Below are 16,075 nucleotides of genomic sequence, written 5' to 3'. Positions count from 1 at the left end.
TTTTTGAATCCCGCAGGCGATATTTTTATTAACCGTTCAATATTTCGTTCGCAAAATATCTATATATGAAAATATAACAGAAAGAGCATGCCAGAGGGAAACGATCTATGCGCCCTTATATGTCCCTAAGCAGGATGCAGCAGGCGGCTTGCTTGATTTTGCTCCCGATTCCGAAGCCGTCAAAAAAATAAAGCCCCGGCGGCTCGGCATCTTCGCTTGGGGCGGGATGAGGCCTCGGGACTTCGTGATGGATCGCCGCACAGACGACGATAACGCACATCAAGGAAAGCGCCGCGTCAATGGCCGGCGCCGATCTGCATGAGCAGCTGGGCCCGCAGCTCCTCCGGCGTGTCCGTCTCGACCAGCGTGCTCGCGACCTTGAGGAATTTGCGTTCGTTCACCAGCGCGAACGGCTTATGCTTGCAATCGTCGCAGCGGTTCAAGCAGCCCCTGACCTTTTGCTTGACGGCAGGATGCTCCTCCTCGATTGCATCGTACACGCTCTGTGTAAATCTTCTTAAATTGTTTATACAATATTCGATATGCCGGCTGCTCACAATAACTCCCCCCTGCAGGCTTCGCGCGGCTGCCCTTCATTCGGCTTCGCCGGCAAGAGCAAGATAAGGCCGGAGCCCGTCCGCGATCTCCCGGTCCGTGAACCCCATCTCCCGCATATCGTCCAGGAAGGTGCCGATTCTATCCTGCCTGAGCTGCTCCCGCAGCTGCAGAAGCCTCCCCCGGTCTTCCGTGACGAACGTGCCTTGCCCTCTTCTCGCCTCGGATAACGACAGCCGCTCCAGCTCCAGATAGACGCGCTGCACGGTATTCGGATTGACGCCGTATTGCGTTGCCAGCTCCCTCACCGAGGGCAGCTTGTCCCCGGGCTGAAGCTCGCCGCGGACGATGCGGCCGCAAATTTTCATGATGATCTGGTAATAGATCGGGGCCAGTCCCGAAAACTCGACGCCCACCTCATCCCCTCCGTTCCATAAGCAACGAATGACAGGTTTATTCTATCATACTAGAACACTGTTTCAATAGGGTGAAGGGATGACATGGGGCGGATTCGGGAACCGTGTCCGAAGGAGACCAGGCAGCCGCGCCATGCGGCTACCGCTTGGCCGACGAATGCTTCATATTATAATTGATCGCATTGATTTCGCCCCCGACGATGATCAGCAGCGCGGAGATGTAAAACCATGTCATAAGCACGATGACGCCGCCCAGACTGCCGTACGTTGCGTTAAAATTGCCCCAATGGTTCACGTAATAGGAAAAGCCGAGCGAGCTGAGCTGCCAGCCGACAGCGGCAACGATCGCGCCGGGCAAGACATCCTTGCAGGTAAGGCAAGTATTCGGGGCAACGTAGTAGATGCCTGTGAAGACGATCAGAAGAATGGCAAAATTGATCAATAAGCGCCATATGTTCCACAGCTCAATTTTGTCCCACGGGATCGCGGTATACGTCTGCAGCCAGTTGACGATGACCTGCCCGAAGACGCTGAGCAGCAGCGCGGACGCGACGACCAGCAGCAAGCCCAGTGTCAAAACGATCGCCAGCACCCGGGAATGGATGAAGCTTTTGCGCTTGGGCAGCCCGTAAGCTTTATTGACGGCAAGCACGATCGCGTTCATCGCGGCGCTAGCCGTAACGAGCGTGACGATCAGCCCCAGCGACAGCGTCCCGCCGTGCCGCGCGCGAATCAAAGCGCCCAGCGTTTGCTCTAGTTGGCGGAATACCTCGCCCGGCACATACTGCTGCGCGAGCGACAACAAGTCGCCGGAGGCAATCGGCAAATAACCGAGCAGGCTGATTACGAACAAAGCGAACGGAAACAGCGAAAACAGGAAATAGTAGGCGCATTGCGCCGCCAGGCCGAAAGCGTCGTCATGATCCAGCTGATGAATCAGTTCATGGGCAAATCGCTTCATCGTAACATGTCCCCCATCCCCCTTCCGCATAGTATGAACGATAGCCTGCGAAATATAACCAAGCCGGTCGAAAGAGCGGGAATGCCTATGACTCAAACGAAGCCTTGCATTGCTTGGACTTTGGACAGCCTAAACCGCGGGCTTGAAGTCTGCCTCGCCTTAGGCAACATCAACCGAGCGCCAAGAGCGTACCCTTCGGAAGCTTCTGAAGCACATGATCATCTCTAACGCTTGCCACAAGGCTTATTCCTCCCGAAACGATCGATTTTGGCATTGTAACGCTTGTGAGAAGTCTTATTCGGTATTGCGGGCTGCCAGATTCGGCGTTTTTGACAAAATAGCGCTGCTCTGTTTCGTTACATTTTAAACAGGGTACGATTCAGCAAAATAACGTTTGTCACAAGCGTTAGAGATGATGTCTCAGCTTCCCGCAACATGGACAAAGAAAGCGCAGCAAACCGCCATTAGGTTCGCTGCGCTTCTTGAAGCGTTGCACAATCACACGACCTCGTAGCCTTGATCCTCGATCGCCGCTTTGATCGCATCCAGTTGAAGCTTGCTTTCATCGTACTGCACCGTTACCGTCTTGGCCGCCAGATCGACCTGGCCGGACGCTCCCAATTCCTTCAGCGCCCCTTCGACGGCACTCACACAATGGCCGCAGGACATGCCTTCGACTTTCAAAGTAATATGCTGCATATCGGATTCCTCCCGTATCGATGCATTTTGCGATAGCTACCTTCCTATCATAACATACCCCCATGGGGTATGTAAATCGTCGCCGCCGACAGATACGTTTGGCTTCATCAAGGTCCGGGGCCTCATTCGCCCGCATTCTTCACGACCGCACTTTCGGACAACGGTCTCTCCAACTCGGCAACCTGCTGCGGCAGCTTCGCTTCTTTGTCGGACGGCAAGATTGCTTCGTTTCCCCCGGTACAGCCCGATATCATGATTGCATGGAGGATCAGCAGTGATCAGCAGCATATACAGCAAGCATCGGCAACAACCGGAACGCTACATCGCCATAATGCCCCCTCACATGGATTACCCTTCAATTCACCAATACCTTCGTCGAAGCGAAAAACTTCGAAATCGCGAACGAGCAGGCCCCGAGCACGGTCGAACGGGCTCCCAGTCCGGAAAACTTAAGGCCCATCCCCGCTCTCGGATAAGGCATGGAGCGCCGCTCCACGGCGGCCAGCAGCGGCGCCTTCAGCCACTGCTCCGCCTCGGCGAGCTTGCCCCCGATCACGATCAGCCCCGGATTGATCCCGTTCATAATATTGACGATGCCGATCCCGAGATAGAAGCCCCAGCGCTCGAACAAGCGGATGGCGGCCTCGTCGCCCTGCTCGGCCAGCCGGATAAGCCGCCCCACGTCCAGCCCGCGGTCTTCCAGCTGCTTTCTGGCTTCCTCCAGCAGGGCGCTCTCCGAGGCGTACAGCTCCCAGCAGCCGCGGTTGCCGCAGCGGCACGGCTTGCCCTCCAGCTCGATCGACGTATGGCCGAATTCGCCGGAAAAGCCCGAGGAGCCGCGGTACAGCTCCTTGTTAAGCACGATGCCCGTGCCGATCCCGCTGCCGATGCTGAGGTATACGAGATTGTCCGCTGCCTGGCCGGTGCCGAACTGCAGCTCGCCGACGGCTCCGGCGTTCGCTTCGTTGTCGATGACGACCGGGACGCCGAACGCCTCCTCGATCGCCGGGCCGAGCGGCACGTTCTCCCAGCCGAGATTCGGCGCGAACAGCACCCGGCCCTGCCCGTCGCTAATACCGGGAATGCCGATGCCGATGCCGATAATGCCGTAGGCCGACGCCGGCGCCTGGTCTGCCGCTTCGCGAATGGCCGCCTTCAGAGCATCGATAACGCGCTCCACCGATGTGTTCGCGTGCGCGTGCCGGCGCTCGAAGACGATGCGGCCGCTCAGGTCGGTGAGCACGACCAAGATGTAGTCGACGCCCAGATCGACCCCGATGGAGTATCCCGCCGTCCCGTTGAACAGCAGCATCATCGGCTTGCGCCCGCCGCTCGACGCCCCGGCCCCGATCTCCTGCACCAGCCGGCTGCCGATCAGCTCGTTCACCAGCGAAGAGACGGTCGCCTTCGTCAATCCCGCCAGCTCGGCGATCCGTGCCCGGGAGATCGGAGACTGATGGCGGATATAATCCAGAACAATCGATTTGTTGATTTCCTTGACCAGATTCAAATCGCCTGTTTTTCTCATGGTGTCCCCCAAACGTTTCCTTTCCGTCATCGTTGTTTATTCATCGTTCTCTTATTCATTTGTCTTATCGCATGTACGAATGATTTTATCATGAATATTTTCTTAAATATAGCACTAAGTTTGTTTAATCAATTTACAAACTTATTTGTTGATGTTATGATCTAGCTGTAAGCGTTTATTTCCTTATGATCGAATTATTCATTTTATCCTTCGGAGGGATGATCGATGGGTTACTTTGGCGATGTGAAACCGATTCAGTACGAAGGCAGAGAGTCCACCAACCCGCTGGCTTTCAAATTTTACAATCCCGATCAAGTGGTGCTGGGAAAAACGATGCGCGAGCATCTGCGCTTTGCCGTAGCCTACTGGCACTCCTTCACCGGGAGCGGCACGGACCCGTTCGGCGCAGGCACCGCGATCCGCGGCTGGGATGCCTACTCCGGCATGGATCTGGCGAAAGCGCGGGTCGAAGCGTGCTTCGAGCTGCTGAACATTCTGGGCGCAGACTTCTTCTGCTTCCATGACCGGGACATCGCGCCGGAAGGCGATACGCTGCAGGAGACGAACCGCAACCTCGACGAGATCGTGGCGCTGATCAAGGAGAACATGAAGGCGACCGGCAAGAAGCTGCTCTGGAATACGGCCAACATGTTCACCAATCCGCGCTTCCTCCACGGCGCCGCGACGACCAACCATGCCGACGTGTTCGCCTATGCGGCCGCTCAGGTGAAGAAGGCGCTGGAGCACGGCAAGGAGCTTGGCGCGGAAAACTATGTGTTCTGGGGAGGCCGCGAAGGCTACGAGTCGCTGCTGAATACAGATATGGGACTGGAGCTCGATAACCTGGCCCGTTTCCTGCACATGGCTGTCGATTACGCCAAGGAGATCGGCTTCGACGCCCAGTTCCTGATCGAGCCGAAGCCGAAGGAGCCGACCAAGCATCAGTACGATTTCGACGCGGCGACGACGCTGTCGTTCCTCCGCAAATACGGCCTGCTGCCTCATTTCAAGCTGAACATCGAGGCGAACCATGCGACGCTGGCCGGGCATACGTTCGAGCACGAGCTGCGCGTGGCCCGGCTGGACGGCGCGCTCGGATCGATCGACGCGAACCAGGGCGACCTGCTGCTTGGCTGGGATACCGACGAATTCCCGACCGATCTGTACTCGACGACGCTCGCCATGTATGAAATTTTGCAGAACGAAGGCGGTCTCGGCCGCGGCGGGGTGAACTTCGACGCCAAGGTGCGCCGCACCTCGCTTGAGCCGATCGATGTCGTCTATGCGCATATCGCCGGCATGGATTCCTTCGCCCGCGGCCTGCAGGTGGCGGCGAAGCTGATCGAGGACCGCGTATTCGAGAACGTGCTTGAGAACCGTTACGCCACGTTCCGTACCGGCATCGGAGCGGACATCGTCTCCGGCAAGGCGAACTTCCATACGCTGGAGGCGTACGCGCTGCAGAACAAGCCGATCGTTCACGAGTCCGGCCGCGTCGAGCTGATCCGCTCGGTGCTAAACCAATACATTTTGAACGCCTGATCCGGATCGTCCTGACACGAACCAGGAAGCCGCACATGGGGCCGCCGCCCCGTGTGCGGCTCTTTTTTCCCCGCATGCACCTTCTGCTCCGCCCAACGATCTTCCAAAAAAAGTTAGCCTGAAGCAGCAGCTTATAGTATGATGTTTTTGCTGAAATCGCTTTCTGCTCCCAACGGGTCCGCCAGGCCGCCGCCGTGTGAGCCGCAGTGAGCGATTGGCGAGCAAAAGACTTTACCGCTGCGCAAAGGAGGATACGGTCATGCGGGTGGATTACCGGATCAAAATGCTGCTGACGAACAGGCAAAGCCTGCTTATTTTTACGCTGACCTTGGTCATCTCGACCTTGATTTCTGCGATCAGCTTGCTTCTCTACTACGATTACCGCGACAAGCTGGACAAGGAACTGAACCAGCCGATTGCCGAGCTGCTGCAAATCAACAGGGACGCAACCAACCGCGAATTCCGCCAATACGACAACAAAGCGGTGCAGCTTTCGTACCACCCATCAGTCGTACAGTATGTCTCCCCCTCCCTCGACTCGAACCAGGAAACGATTGCGAGCATCCAGGCTTATGTCAAGGCAGCGGCCAACGAGGATGAAGTTCATTCGATTTATGTGGTCGATTTGAACCGCGGCCGCGTGCTGTCTTCGAACAGCGAGAAGGAGCAGGCGATGGATACGATGGGCGACCGAACCTGGATTCCGTGGAGCAAGGAGCTGGAGACGAAGCCTCTTCTGATCACAAGAAGATCGGGAGGCGGCGGTCCGGAACCGGCTCCTGTGCCGACGGAGCTGATTTCGTTAATTCGCCCTATCCGGCACGAGGAGAGGCTCGCCGGCCTCGTGATCATCAACATCGATTACGACCGGCTGTTCACGGGCATCCACGCCAATCTGGAGGCTCCGCAGTACATTTTCAGCCTGGACGGCGAGCTGATATACCCGAAGACGAACTTGCCGATCAAGGAAAGCGACATGCGGCGGGTTGTCGCTGAGCTAAGCATCCTTCCGTTCAAAAACGTGCGGCTGGGCGGGCAAGACTATTTGGCGAATCAGACGTTCTCGGACATGACCGGCTGGCGCTGGGTATCGGTCATTTCGCTGGAGGACCTGCTGAAAAACGCGCGGCTCGTGCGCAACATCATCGTCATGCTGTCGCTGTTGTCCATTCTGATCGGATGCGTGGCGATGTGCTATTCCAGCTATACGGCGTTCCGTCCGCTGGCCAGAATCCGCGAACTGGTCGGATACCGCGGAAAGCCCGGGGCGCCCGGAGATTGGGCCGACATCGAGCGGCATATTTGGAAGCTGGTCAAGGAAGCCGATCTGCGCTCGGCGCTCAGCAAGCAGAGCCTGCCGGAGGTCCGCTCCAAGTATGTGCAGGACGTGCTGCTCGGCCGGATCGGCGCCAAGGAAATTCGCTTCAAGTGGCAGCGGTATTTCGAGGATTGGTCGGACGGCCCTCTGACGGCTGCGGTCATATCGATCAGCCGCTACAAGGTTTGGTCCGCCGATTTCAACGAGGAGGATCAGCTGCTGCTGAAATATGCGTTATCCAATCTCATTCACGAAATGCTGGACCTGCAGTGGCATTCTGCCAGCGTCGCCCTCGACAAGGAAAATGTGCTGATCATCGTCCAGCCGAGACACCCCGTGCCGGAGGCGGAGAAGCGGCTGCAGGAACGGCTGGACCAGGCGATCGAATCGGCCGAAGCTTATTTGCGAATGCAGCTGTCCATCGGGATCGGGCGGCCTGCCCCTTCCATTGCCGAGCTTCACCGCTCGTACGCCGAAGCGAACGAGGCGCTGGCGGCGCGGCTGTACGAAGGCTACGGGAAAACGTTCCGCTTCGCCCCGGACGCAGCGTACGGCGAGCTTGCCGAAGCCCGGCAGGAGAAGCTGATGCGGGAATGGCTCGGCCAGGCGGAAGCCGGAGACGCCGAAGCTCTGGCCCAAGGCACCCAAGCCTGGTCCGAAACCGTCGCCTCCGTCCAGCCGCCCCCGGAATCGGTCTACGCCTTCGCCGAGCGCTGGCTCGAAGCGCTGCTGCGGCTCTGCTCCGCCCACGATGCGCCAAAGCCGCCTCCGCTCGAGGATTATACGCCGCATCAGCTGAAAATGATGGACCTGGCCGACGTCACAACCCTCCTGCTGCAAGCTTCCCGGGCAGCTGCCGAGTCGATGCGCGGCCGGCTGGAGCGGAAGGAACGTCTGATCGTCCAGCGGATCATTCAATTTATGAGCGAGCGGCTCAAGGACAATATCGGCCTCCAGGACGTTGCCGAATCGGTCGGGATGAGCGTCTCCTCGGTCAGCAGCATTTTCAGACAGGAAACCGGTTATTCGGTCTTCGAATATTTGACATTGCTGCGCATCGAAGAAGCTTGCCGGCTGCTGACGGCGACCGAGCGCAAGGTAGCCGATATCGCGTCTCAGGTCGGCTATCAGAACGAAACGAGCTTCATTCGCAGCTTCCGCAAAGTGAAAGGCATGACGCCGGGCAAATACCGCGAGGTCAACCGAACGCCCAAGGACATCATGGAGTCGTAGAATCCTGTTTCCTTGTCCGATCCGGCGCAAACTCCCGGCGATCCGGCCATGTGCCGATCGACCAACATGCTTGCACATCCGCCAAATGCAGCCTGAATTGGCCGATTGGCGGGTAAACTGCACGATCGGCAGATTGCCGGCGGCCCCGCATCCCCCTACACTAGGAAAGCAAGCCGCGGCTTGCTAATGCAGCCGACGCGCTGACCATTCGATACGGAAAAGAGGGTGCAAGTTGATGAAGAAGCGGAAATGGAACGCTCTGCTCTCCACGACGGCGATTGTCGGCATGACGCTGCTTGCGGCATGCGGCGGAGCGGCGCAGACGACTGCCGGTCAAAATGCGGAGACGGGGGCGGCGAAACCGGTGAATTTCCCGACCAAGCCGATCAACCTGATCGTGCCTTACGCGGCGGGCGGCGGCACGGATACGACGGCCAGGGCGCTCGCCAAGGCGGCGGAGAAGCATCTCCAGCAGCCGATCACGGTCGTCAACAAAACCGGTGGCGGCGGCTCGGTCGGGATGATGGAGGGCTCCAATGCCAAAGCCGACGGATATACGGTCACGGTCATTACCGTCGAGCTGACGACGCTGCCCCACCTCGGCCTGTCCCCGATCACCTATGAGGATTTCCAGCCGATCATGATGATGAACTACGAGCCGGCGGCCATCACGGTGCGCACGGATAGCCCTTGGAAGACGCTGAACGAATTTTTGGAATACGCGAAGGCGAACCCCGGTCGGGTGAAGCTGGGCAATTCCGGAACGGGCGCGATCTGGCATCTTGCCGCGGCCGCCATGGAGCAGGCGACCGGAACGAAGTTCAACCACATTCCGTTCGAAGGAGCCGCTCCTGCCATCACCGCGCTGCTCGGCGGCCATGTGGACGCCGTGCCGGTCAGCCCTCCGGAAGTGATGACCCAGGTGGAGGCGGGCAAGCTGCGCTCGCTGGCCGTGCTCGATAACAAGCCGTCGCGGGTGCTGCCCGGGGTGAAGACGTTCAAGGAAGAGACTGGAACGGAATTCAGCTATATCGGGACATGGCGGGGACTCGGCGTGCCCAAGGATACCCCGGACGAGATTCTGGAGATCTTGGCGGAAGGCTTCAAGAAAGCGACCGAGGATAGCGAGTTCACCGACTTCATGCAAAAGAACGGCCTCAGCGTCGTCGTCAAGGACAGCCAGAGCTTCGCCCAATATTTGAAGGAAAATCACGACAATTTCGGCAAGCTGATTCCGGAGCTGGGCTTGTCCAAAAAATAGCGGAGTCAGCGCTCCATCGGAGGAGGTTTTCCATGAAACTAAGGCACAATGTGAGTTTCTTCATGTCGCTCCTGCTGCTCGCCTTGTCCGGCTGGATGTTCTGGCAGTCCTGGTCCTTCGAGTATTACAGCAGCCTCGGGCCGGGGCCGGGCTTGTTCCCCAGATGGCTCAGCGGCTCGTTCCTGCTGCTGGCGCTGCTCTACATGCTCGGCACGCTGCGCCGTCCGATCCTGTGGTCCGAGGTGATGCCGAAGGGCAAGGACCTGCGGCAGGTGCTTGCCGTGCCGGCCTCGGCAGCCGGTTTTGTCGTCGCCGTATCGTGGCTCGGCTTCGTTGCGACCGGCTTCCTGATGACGGCGCTGCTGCTGGCCCTTTCGTATTCGTGGCCGCGCGCGGCAGCCATCGCGCTATCGGTCAACCTGCTCATTTATTTGGTGTTCAGCAGTTGGCTGGATGTACCGCTGCCGACGGGCCGATTATGGGAAGGGGGCGGGTGAGCGATGCCGGATTTTCAGACGATCGCAGAAGGATTTGCAACCGCTTTAAATGGCTGGAACCTGCTGTACTGCCTCATCGGCGTCACCATCGGCATGCTGATCGGCGTGCTGCCGGGCCTTGGTCCGACGACCGGGGTGGCCGTGCTGCTGCCGATCACCTTCGGGATGGAGCCGGTATCGGCGATCATCATGCTGTGCGGCATCTATTACGGGGCGATGTACGGAGGGACGATCACCTCCGTGCTCATCAATACGCCCGGGGAGGCGGCTTCCGTCATTACGTGCCTGGACGGCAGCCCGCTGGCCAAGCAAGGTCGGGCGGGCGCGGCGCTCGGAGTGGCCGCGATCGGCTCTTTCGTCGGCGGGACGCTCTCCATTGTTGGCTTAATCTTCGTCGGCCCGCCCCTGGCGCAGTGGGCGCTGCATTTCGGCCCGCCCGAATTTTTCGCCTTAATGGTGCTCGGCTTGTCGACCGTCATCGGCTTGATGGGCAAATCGGTCATTCGCGGCCTGATCTCCGCTTTTCTGGGGCTGAATCTGGCCATGGTCGGCATCGATCCGATGTCGGGCACGCTGCGCTACACGATGGACAGCCCTTTTCTGATGAACGGCATCGATTTCGTCATCGTGGCGATGGGGCTATTCGGCTTGTCGGAAATTTTGCTCGGCATGGAGAATATGGCTTCCGCAGGCAAGCCTCCCAAGCTGCAAAAGATGCTTCCCCGCAAGGAGGAATGGGGTCCGAACATGCAGGCGATCGGCCGGGGAACGGTGCTCGGCTTCCTGATCGGCCTCATTCCGGGAACGAACTCGGTCATCCCTGCCCTGCTGTCTTATTCGCTGGAGAAAAAGATGGCCAAGGACCCGTCGCGCTTCGGCAAAGGGGCGCTGGAGGGCGTAGCCGGTCCGGAGACGGCCAACAACTCGTACTGCGGCGGCGCTTTGATTCCGCTGTTTACGCTCGGCATTCCGAGCTCTCCGACGATCGCGATTATTTTGGGCGCGTTCATGATGCACGGCCTGACGCCGGGCCCTACGCTGTTCGACCATAACCCGGTTTTCGTATGGGGCGTTATCGCCAGCATGTTCGTCGGCAACCTGCTGCTGTTGATCATGAATCTGCCGCTGGCCGGCTGGTGGGCCAGGATCGCCATGATCCCGCCCAAGCTGCTGTATCCGACGATCCTGGTCATATCCGTCGTCGGCGCCTATACGGCGAACAACAGCCTGTTCGACGTAGGGGTTATGATCGCGTTCGGCCTCCTGGGGTATTTGATGAAGAAGACCGATATTCCGATGGCCCCGATCGTGCTCACTTTCGTGCTCGGCAAAATGATGGAAAGCTCGCTGCTGCAATCGCTCAAACTGTTGGACGGCTCGTTCCTCGGCCTGTTCGCGCGGCCGATCTCCGGCACCATCCTGGTCATCGCCGTTGTCATCATGGTCGCGGGCATCGTGTCCGGCTTTCGGAAGAAGCGTACGGGACTGGCGGCGGATGTAGAAATGTAAGAGGTCTCAGATTACCGAATAAACGGAGGTATTTAAAGGATGAACATCGATTTGACGAACAAAACCGCGCTGGTGACCGGCGCAAGCTCGGGCATCGGGGCGGCCATTGCCCGCACACTGGCGGCGGCCGGAGCCTGGGTCGCCGTCAATTATCACCGCAACCGGGAGCAGGCTGAGGAAGTGGTTCGGGACATTGGCGGACAAGGCGGAATCGCCCGGTTGTTTCAAGCGGACGTCACCTCGAACGCGCAGATCGACGCGCTGGTTCGGCAGGTCGAAGCGGAGCTCGGTACGGTCGATATCCTCGTCAACAACGCGGGGCATATGCTGGAACGGCTGGCCAACGCCGATATGACGGAATCGCTCTATGGGCAAGTGATGGATCTGAACCTGAAAAGCGCCGTGTTTTTGTCCAAAGCCGTCCTGCCGGGAATGATTGCAAGGCGCTGCGGCTACATCGTGAATATGTCCTCCGTCGCAGCTCACCATGGCGGCGGTCCGGGCGCCAGCATATACGCCGCGAGCAAGGCGGCCGTCATCGCCTACACGAAGGGGCTGGCCAAGGAAGCAGCCGCTCACGGCATCCGGGTCAACTGCGTCTCCCCGGGCTTTATCGGCAACACGCGGTTTCATGAACAGCTGACCTCCGAGGAAGCGAGGCGCGCGATGATTGCCGGCACCCCTCTGAACCGGCAGGGGGAGCCTGAGGATGTGGCGAATGCGGTGCTGTTCCTCGTATCTCCTCTGTCCGATTTCATTACCGGGGAGACGATCGAGGTGAACGGCGGCGCTTATATGCGGTAAACCATGATCGATAGCCAAAAAAGAGACCCACAGCCATTGCGCCGTGGGTTTTCGAATATATATATATATCAAAAGGGGTCGATTCTTAGTATAGTCCCGTTACCTTAAAGAGAGATGAAAATCAGATTGCAATTCTATTACAATGCTGCGCGCGGAGGGAAGGACGGCTCGTCATCGGAGGCCGGATATAACCGTTCGGAGCCGATCAAGGCATGCTGCATTTTCCGGACAAGCCTCTTGGATACGGCACGCATATCGAGCCGCAGGAAGTGCGATGGCTGTCGTTCAATCGATTCATTCCTCCCTCAAGAAGAGGTCGCAACTTCATGCCATGCGCCAGTCGCCCTCGAAAGCTTCCCTCCCCCCCGTTCACTCCGCCGCCTTCGCCGCTCCCGCAGCCGGCCACGATTTTACGCTTCGCACGAATTTGGCGGGCTCGTCGGTGGCGAACCAGCGCAGGCCGAGGTCGAGCAGGCGGTGAATGGAGCGCTCGTCGAAGGCGAACGGCAGCACCTCCAGATCGATCCCGGCAGCCGCCGTCTCTTCCAGCGCCGCCCGCACGAATGCCTCGTTCAGCGCATACGGCCAATCGGCCGCGGCGTCATTCGTGTTCAGATGTAGCTGCACCTGATCCAGCCCGCGGAATCCGGATTCGCTTGCCTTGCGGAACGACCGCTCGATCCGCTCCGGCGTGCCCCCGATCCACAGCATGCTCTTGACGCCCGCCGCGATCTCTTTCATTCGCTCGCAATTGTCCTGCACGTTGTGAGTAAAGATGATCTGTTCGTTCACCTCGTAGCGGTCGATCAGCTCCCCCAGCCGCGTCAAATCAACCTCCTTCAAATCAAGATAGGCCATGCGCTCCGGTCTGCCCTTCATCTCCATGAACATCTCTTCCAGCGAAGGAATCCGCTCGCCCTTGAACGATTCCGCAAACTTGACCCCCGCATCCCACTGCCGAACTTCATCGAATGTGAGTTCGGTAATGGGCCGATCCTTGACCGAATCCGGAGCCGTTGTCGTTCTTGCCGGGGTGGCGTCGTGCAGACAGACGATGACGCCGTCCTTGGTCGTGCGGATGTCGGCTTCGGGGATCCCCCCTAAGCCCCAGGCATACCGATTCGCTCCCATCGTATTATCCGGAGCCTCATACGCCCCTCCTCCCCGGTGAGCCTGCCAAAATACTTGTTGCGATTCATGCGCCATCGAAATTCGCCGCTCCTCTCGATTTATTTGCTCGCAATTACAAATTTAATGCTCGAAAATGCTCGTTTTAGTTCATATTACAAACGTTAGCTTTGCCCTGTCAAGCATTCCGTTTGTTAAAAAAATATGTAGATATTGTGCAGATGATGTAAGTCACTTGACACTTTGCCGAAAATGGTCTATTTTCAAGGAAAAGCTCAAAATGAGCAGAATCGTACAATTCCAAGCAATCCGGCCTTCCGCTGCCGGGAAAGCTTGAGATCGGGGGATTTCCATGCTTGCAGCGGAGAGAAAACAGCGCATTGTCGAATATGTCAAACAGAAGAATGTAGCGACCGTCAGCGCTCTGGCCAAGGAATTCCAGGTGCATGAGGCTACCATTCGCAGGGATCTCGCAGAGATTGAACAGGAAGGGCTGCTGCGCCGAACGCACGGCGGCGTCATTGTCGATAAAGGGGCCAATATCGAGCCGGCCTTCAAGGACCGGGTCAGCGATCAGCTTGATCAGAAGATTCGCATCGGCAAATATGCGGCATCGCTCATCGAAGACGGCGATCACGTAATTCTTGACTCGGGGACGACGACGATGCATATCGCCCAGCATTTGATCGGCCGCTCCAACATTACCGTCGTCACGAACGATATCAACATCGCCGCCAGCCTTCGCGATTCGACGGATATCACCGTGATCGTCACCGGGGGTACGCTGTATCACGCCAGCTTCATGCTGAACGGCATGTACACCGATCAGATGCTCAAGTCGCTGCATGTGCAGAAAGCTTTTATCGGCACCCCCGCCATCCATCCGAAGTTCGGGCTGACCCATCCGGAGGCGCTGCTTGTGCCGACCAAGCAGTGGATGATCCGCGCTTCCCAGGAAATCATCGTCGTCGCCGACGATACGAAGATCGGGAAAGTTTCGCTCCACAACGTCGCGCCAATCGAGGACATCCATACGTTCATTACCGGCTCGGAAGCTTCCGGGCTGCAGGTCGAATCGTTCCGGGAAGCCGGCGTCAATGTGATCACCGTCTGAGCGTAAGCTTCATAAATGAGAACCGTCCGCGAATTGGGCGGTTTTTCTTTTTATGCCCGTTGCGCTCGATCAGGACGCCGGACGAAATCGCTTGCGGGTCGTTGTGCTTACCGCCGCATGAAGCCTTGCGCAGATGAACGCCGTAGCCCGTTTTCGTCCGTACGCCCCGGCGCTTCAAGATGGCCGAGCATTTATCCGGCCCGGACGCCGGCCTGGACGCCCCGCCTGCTCCTGCTAGTCCCGCTTCCCCCGGCTCCCGAATCGGCGCAGCGCCGAACGGTAATCGCCGTCGCTCATCGGAGCGTCCGCCGCCGCTTCCTGTGCAGCCGGCTCCGACGCTTTCTCCGGCTGCTGAGGCTGAAGCCGGCGGCGTATAGCCTCGCGGTATTCGCTGTCTGCGGAGACTCTGCCGTCATAGTTCTGAGCGGAGCCGGGGGCGGGGACTCCGGCTGCTTCCGACGCCCGGGATGCTCGGTTCACTTCGGCCACCCCTACGGACGCCGCTGCCGTCCAAAATGGCGCCGCTTCCCCAGACACGGCCTCCGCCCCTGCTGAGGGGACCTCTTCCGCTTCGCCCCTCTCAGCCCCCACTATCGCCCCGCTCGGCGCCGCCTCTATCGCCCGGGGTGCATCGACCGTGCCGGACACCGCTGCCGCTTCTGCGTTCCCAGCCGCTTCCGTCGCGGCGCTCGGCGGCTCCTGGTCCCCCGCCTGGCGAACATGGGACAAGCCAGCTCCCTCCGCCTTCGCTTCGATGCCGCGAGCGCTGACCGGCTCCTCTGCGGGAGACGGATCGAGCGGATATTGCCGCTCGCTTCTTCGCGGAGGGGAAGACGTGAACGCCTGCATATTATATACCAGCAGCGCGACGATCAAGATCAGCCCGACCGCCACGCTGGCTATGAACATAACCATCGCTTACCCTCCTTCCAACAGGCCGCTCATAAGAAACTACCTGCGTGCAAATCGACGGGTTACCTCCGCGACCCTTACGCCGAGCGCTCTACCCAGCGCCTGCCCTTTCTCGCTGATCGGTTCCTTCTGGTCTACCGGACAAGTGACGCCGACGCCATAATAAGAGCCGTACGTCGCATTCTCCGGCACGCTTCCCGGCAGGCCGACGACGATCATCCCCTGGTGCAGCATCGGTGTAATCAAGCTGGTCATCGTCGATTCCAGTCCGCCGTGTTCCGTCGCCGTCGTACAGAAGACCGCACCAATTTTATCGACCAGCTTACCTTCCGCCCACAAGTACCCAAGCTTGTCGATCCAGGCTTTCAAGCCGGCGCTGATCGTGCCGAAATGGCCCGGGCAGCCCCACAGGATCGCGTCCATGTCGGCCAACTCGTATACATTCGCCGATTTCACGTCATGGACGAATACTTCGGCGCCCGCTACGCCAGCAGCGCCCTCCGCGATCGCCTCGGCCAACGCTTCCGTATGGCCGCCCTCGCTGTCGTACACAATATATATTTTCATGCGAATGTCTCCTTTCGAAAAGGCTCCTTCC

Annotated in this window: 15 protein-coding genes; 7 read left to right on the top strand and 8 right to left on the bottom strand. The window is 58.8% G+C overall.

Going from position 1 to position 16,075, the window contains the following annotated elements; translation table 11 throughout:
- Positions 1-296 precede the first annotated feature (296 nt).
- The 5 genes from F591_RS0111110 to F591_RS0111085 all read right to left on the bottom strand — a co-directional run bounded on the left by F591_RS0111110 (position 297) and on the right by F591_RS0111085 (position 4,159).
- Positions 297-557 carry a DUF1450 domain-containing protein gene (locus F591_RS0111110; protein WP_169445848.1) on the bottom strand — a complete coding sequence of 87 codons (261 nt, stop codon included), beginning with the start codon at positions 555-557 and terminating at the stop codon, positions 297-299.
- 36 nt (positions 558-593) lie between these two features.
- On the bottom strand, positions 594-971 hold the full coding sequence (locus tag F591_RS0111105) for a GntR family transcriptional regulator (RefSeq protein ID WP_019534673.1): 378 nt from the start codon (positions 969-971) through the stop codon (positions 594-596).
- A 139-nt stretch (positions 972-1,110) separates the two neighbouring features.
- Positions 1,111-1,932: a YihY/virulence factor BrkB family protein gene (locus F591_RS0111100; RefSeq protein ID WP_019534672.1), complete on the bottom strand. Its 822-nt coding sequence runs from the start codon at positions 1,930-1,932 to the stop codon at positions 1,111-1,113.
- A gap of 498 nt (positions 1,933-2,430) precedes the next feature.
- The gene (locus tag F591_RS0111095; protein ID WP_019534671.1) at positions 2,431-2,631 is read right to left on the bottom strand and encodes a copper ion binding protein; all 201 of its coding nucleotides are present in this window, start codon (positions 2,629-2,631) and stop codon (positions 2,431-2,433) included.
- 355 nt (positions 2,632-2,986) lie between these two features.
- On the bottom strand, positions 2,987-4,159 hold the full coding sequence (locus F591_RS0111085; protein WP_019534669.1) for an ROK family transcriptional regulator: 1,173 nt from the start codon (positions 4,157-4,159) through the stop codon (positions 2,987-2,989).
- A gap of 225 nt (positions 4,160-4,384) precedes the next feature.
- Here F591_RS0111085 and xylA point away from each other — a divergent pair, with 225 nt between their 5' ends.
- The 6 genes from xylA (at position 4,385) to F591_RS0111055 (ending at position 12,323) form a co-directional block, all read left to right on the top strand.
- Positions 4,385-5,701, top strand: coding sequence for a xylose isomerase (gene xylA / locus F591_RS0111080; RefSeq protein WP_019534668.1), 1,317 nt, complete (start codon positions 4,385-4,387; stop codon positions 5,699-5,701).
- A gap of 259 nt (positions 5,702-5,960) precedes the next feature.
- Positions 5,961-8,252 (top strand): helix-turn-helix domain-containing protein, encoded by a 2,292-nt coding sequence (locus F591_RS0111075; RefSeq protein ID WP_019534667.1) that lies wholly within the window; start codon positions 5,961-5,963, stop codon positions 8,250-8,252.
- Positions 8,253-8,487: 235 nt separating this feature from the next.
- Complete coding sequence (locus F591_RS0111070; RefSeq protein ID WP_019534666.1) at positions 8,488-9,513, top strand: tripartite tricarboxylate transporter substrate binding protein; 1,026 nt, start codon at positions 8,488-8,490, stop codon at positions 9,511-9,513.
- A gap of 32 nt (positions 9,514-9,545) precedes the next feature.
- Positions 9,546-10,010 (top strand): tripartite tricarboxylate transporter TctB family protein, encoded by a 465-nt coding sequence (locus F591_RS0111065; RefSeq protein ID WP_019534665.1) that lies wholly within the window; start codon positions 9,546-9,548, stop codon positions 10,008-10,010.
- Between the two features lie 3 nt (positions 10,011-10,013).
- Positions 10,014-11,519, top strand: coding sequence for a tripartite tricarboxylate transporter permease (locus F591_RS0111060; protein ID WP_019534664.1), 1,506 nt, complete (start codon positions 10,014-10,016; stop codon positions 11,517-11,519).
- 39 nt (positions 11,520-11,558) lie between these two features.
- Positions 11,559-12,323, top strand: a complete 765-nt coding sequence (locus F591_RS0111055; RefSeq protein ID WP_019534663.1) for an SDR family NAD(P)-dependent oxidoreductase — start codon at positions 11,559-11,561, stop codon at positions 12,321-12,323.
- Between the two features lie 369 nt (positions 12,324-12,692).
- On the opposite strand, the gene F591_RS0111045 is transcribed toward F591_RS0111055, so the two are convergent.
- Positions 12,693-13,529 carry a glycerophosphodiester phosphodiesterase gene (locus F591_RS0111045; protein ID WP_019534662.1) on the bottom strand — a complete coding sequence of 279 codons (837 nt, stop codon included), beginning with the start codon at positions 13,527-13,529 and terminating at the stop codon, positions 12,693-12,695.
- Positions 13,530-13,803: 274 nt separating this feature from the next.
- Here F591_RS0111045 and F591_RS0111040 point away from each other — a divergent pair, with 274 nt between their 5' ends.
- On the top strand, positions 13,804-14,565 hold the full coding sequence (locus F591_RS0111040) for a DeoR/GlpR family DNA-binding transcription regulator (protein ID WP_019534661.1): 762 nt from the start codon (positions 13,804-13,806) through the stop codon (positions 14,563-14,565).
- A gap of 234 nt (positions 14,566-14,799) precedes the next feature.
- On the opposite strand, the gene F591_RS0111030 is transcribed toward F591_RS0111040, so the two are convergent.
- Together F591_RS0111030 and F591_RS0111025 are read right to left on the bottom strand one after the other, a co-directional pair.
- Positions 14,800-15,480 (bottom strand): hypothetical protein, encoded by a 681-nt coding sequence (locus tag F591_RS0111030; RefSeq protein ID WP_019534659.1) that lies wholly within the window; start codon positions 15,478-15,480, stop codon positions 14,800-14,802.
- A gap of 36 nt (positions 15,481-15,516) precedes the next feature.
- Positions 15,517-16,044 carry an NAD(P)H-dependent oxidoreductase gene (locus F591_RS0111025; protein WP_019534658.1) on the bottom strand — a complete coding sequence of 176 codons (528 nt, stop codon included), beginning with the start codon at positions 16,042-16,044 and terminating at the stop codon, positions 15,517-15,519.
- Positions 16,045-16,075: the final 31 nt, after the last annotated feature.

It is taken from the genome of Paenibacillus ginsengihumi DSM 21568, assembly GCF_000380965.1.
Lineage (GTDB): Bacteria > Bacillota > Bacilli > Paenibacillales > NBRC-103111 > Paenibacillus_G > Paenibacillus_G ginsengihumi.
This window is presented reverse-complemented; position numbering and strand designations above follow the sequence as displayed.

What these genes read in the sequence shown, in the direction of transcription:
- F591_RS0111100 (WP_019534672.1), bottom strand. Translation starts at nt 1,932, where the DNA reads ATGAAGCGATTTGCCCATGAACTGATTCATCAGCTGGATCATGACGAC.
- F591_RS0111095 (WP_019534671.1), bottom strand. Translation starts at nt 2,631, where the DNA reads ATGCAGCATATTACTTTGAAAGTCGAAGGCATGTCCTGCGGCCATTGT.
- F591_RS0111085 (WP_019534669.1), bottom strand. Translation starts at nt 4,159, where the DNA reads ATGAGAAAAACAGGCGATTTGAATCTGGTCAAGGAAATCAACAAATCG.
- xylA (WP_019534668.1), top strand. Translation starts at nt 4,385, where the DNA reads ATGGGTTACTTTGGCGATGTGAAACCGATTCAGTACGAAGGCAGAGAG.
- F591_RS0111075 (WP_019534667.1), top strand. Translation starts at nt 5,961, where the DNA reads ATGCGGGTGGATTACCGGATCAAAATGCTGCTGACGAACAGGCAAAGC.
- F591_RS0111070 (WP_019534666.1), top strand. Translation starts at nt 8,488, where the DNA reads ATGAAGAAGCGGAAATGGAACGCTCTGCTCTCCACGACGGCGATTGTC.
- F591_RS0111065 (WP_019534665.1), top strand. Translation starts at nt 9,546, where the DNA reads ATGAAACTAAGGCACAATGTGAGTTTCTTCATGTCGCTCCTGCTGCTC.
- F591_RS0111060 (WP_019534664.1), top strand. Translation starts at nt 10,014, where the DNA reads ATGCCGGATTTTCAGACGATCGCAGAAGGATTTGCAACCGCTTTAAAT.
- F591_RS0111055 (WP_019534663.1), top strand. Translation starts at nt 11,559, where the DNA reads ATGAACATCGATTTGACGAACAAAACCGCGCTGGTGACCGGCGCAAGC.
- F591_RS0111045 (WP_019534662.1), bottom strand. Translation starts at nt 13,529, where the DNA reads ATGGCGCATGAATCGCAACAAGTATTTTGGCAGGCTCACCGGGGAGGA.
- F591_RS0111040 (WP_019534661.1), top strand. Translation starts at nt 13,804, where the DNA reads ATGCTTGCAGCGGAGAGAAAACAGCGCATTGTCGAATATGTCAAACAG.
- F591_RS0111030 (WP_019534659.1), bottom strand. Translation starts at nt 15,480, where the DNA reads ATGGTTATGTTCATAGCCAGCGTGGCGGTCGGGCTGATCTTGATCGTC.
- F591_RS0111025 (WP_019534658.1), bottom strand. Translation starts at nt 16,044, where the DNA reads ATGAAAATATATATTGTGTACGACAGCGAGGGCGGCCATACGGAAGCG.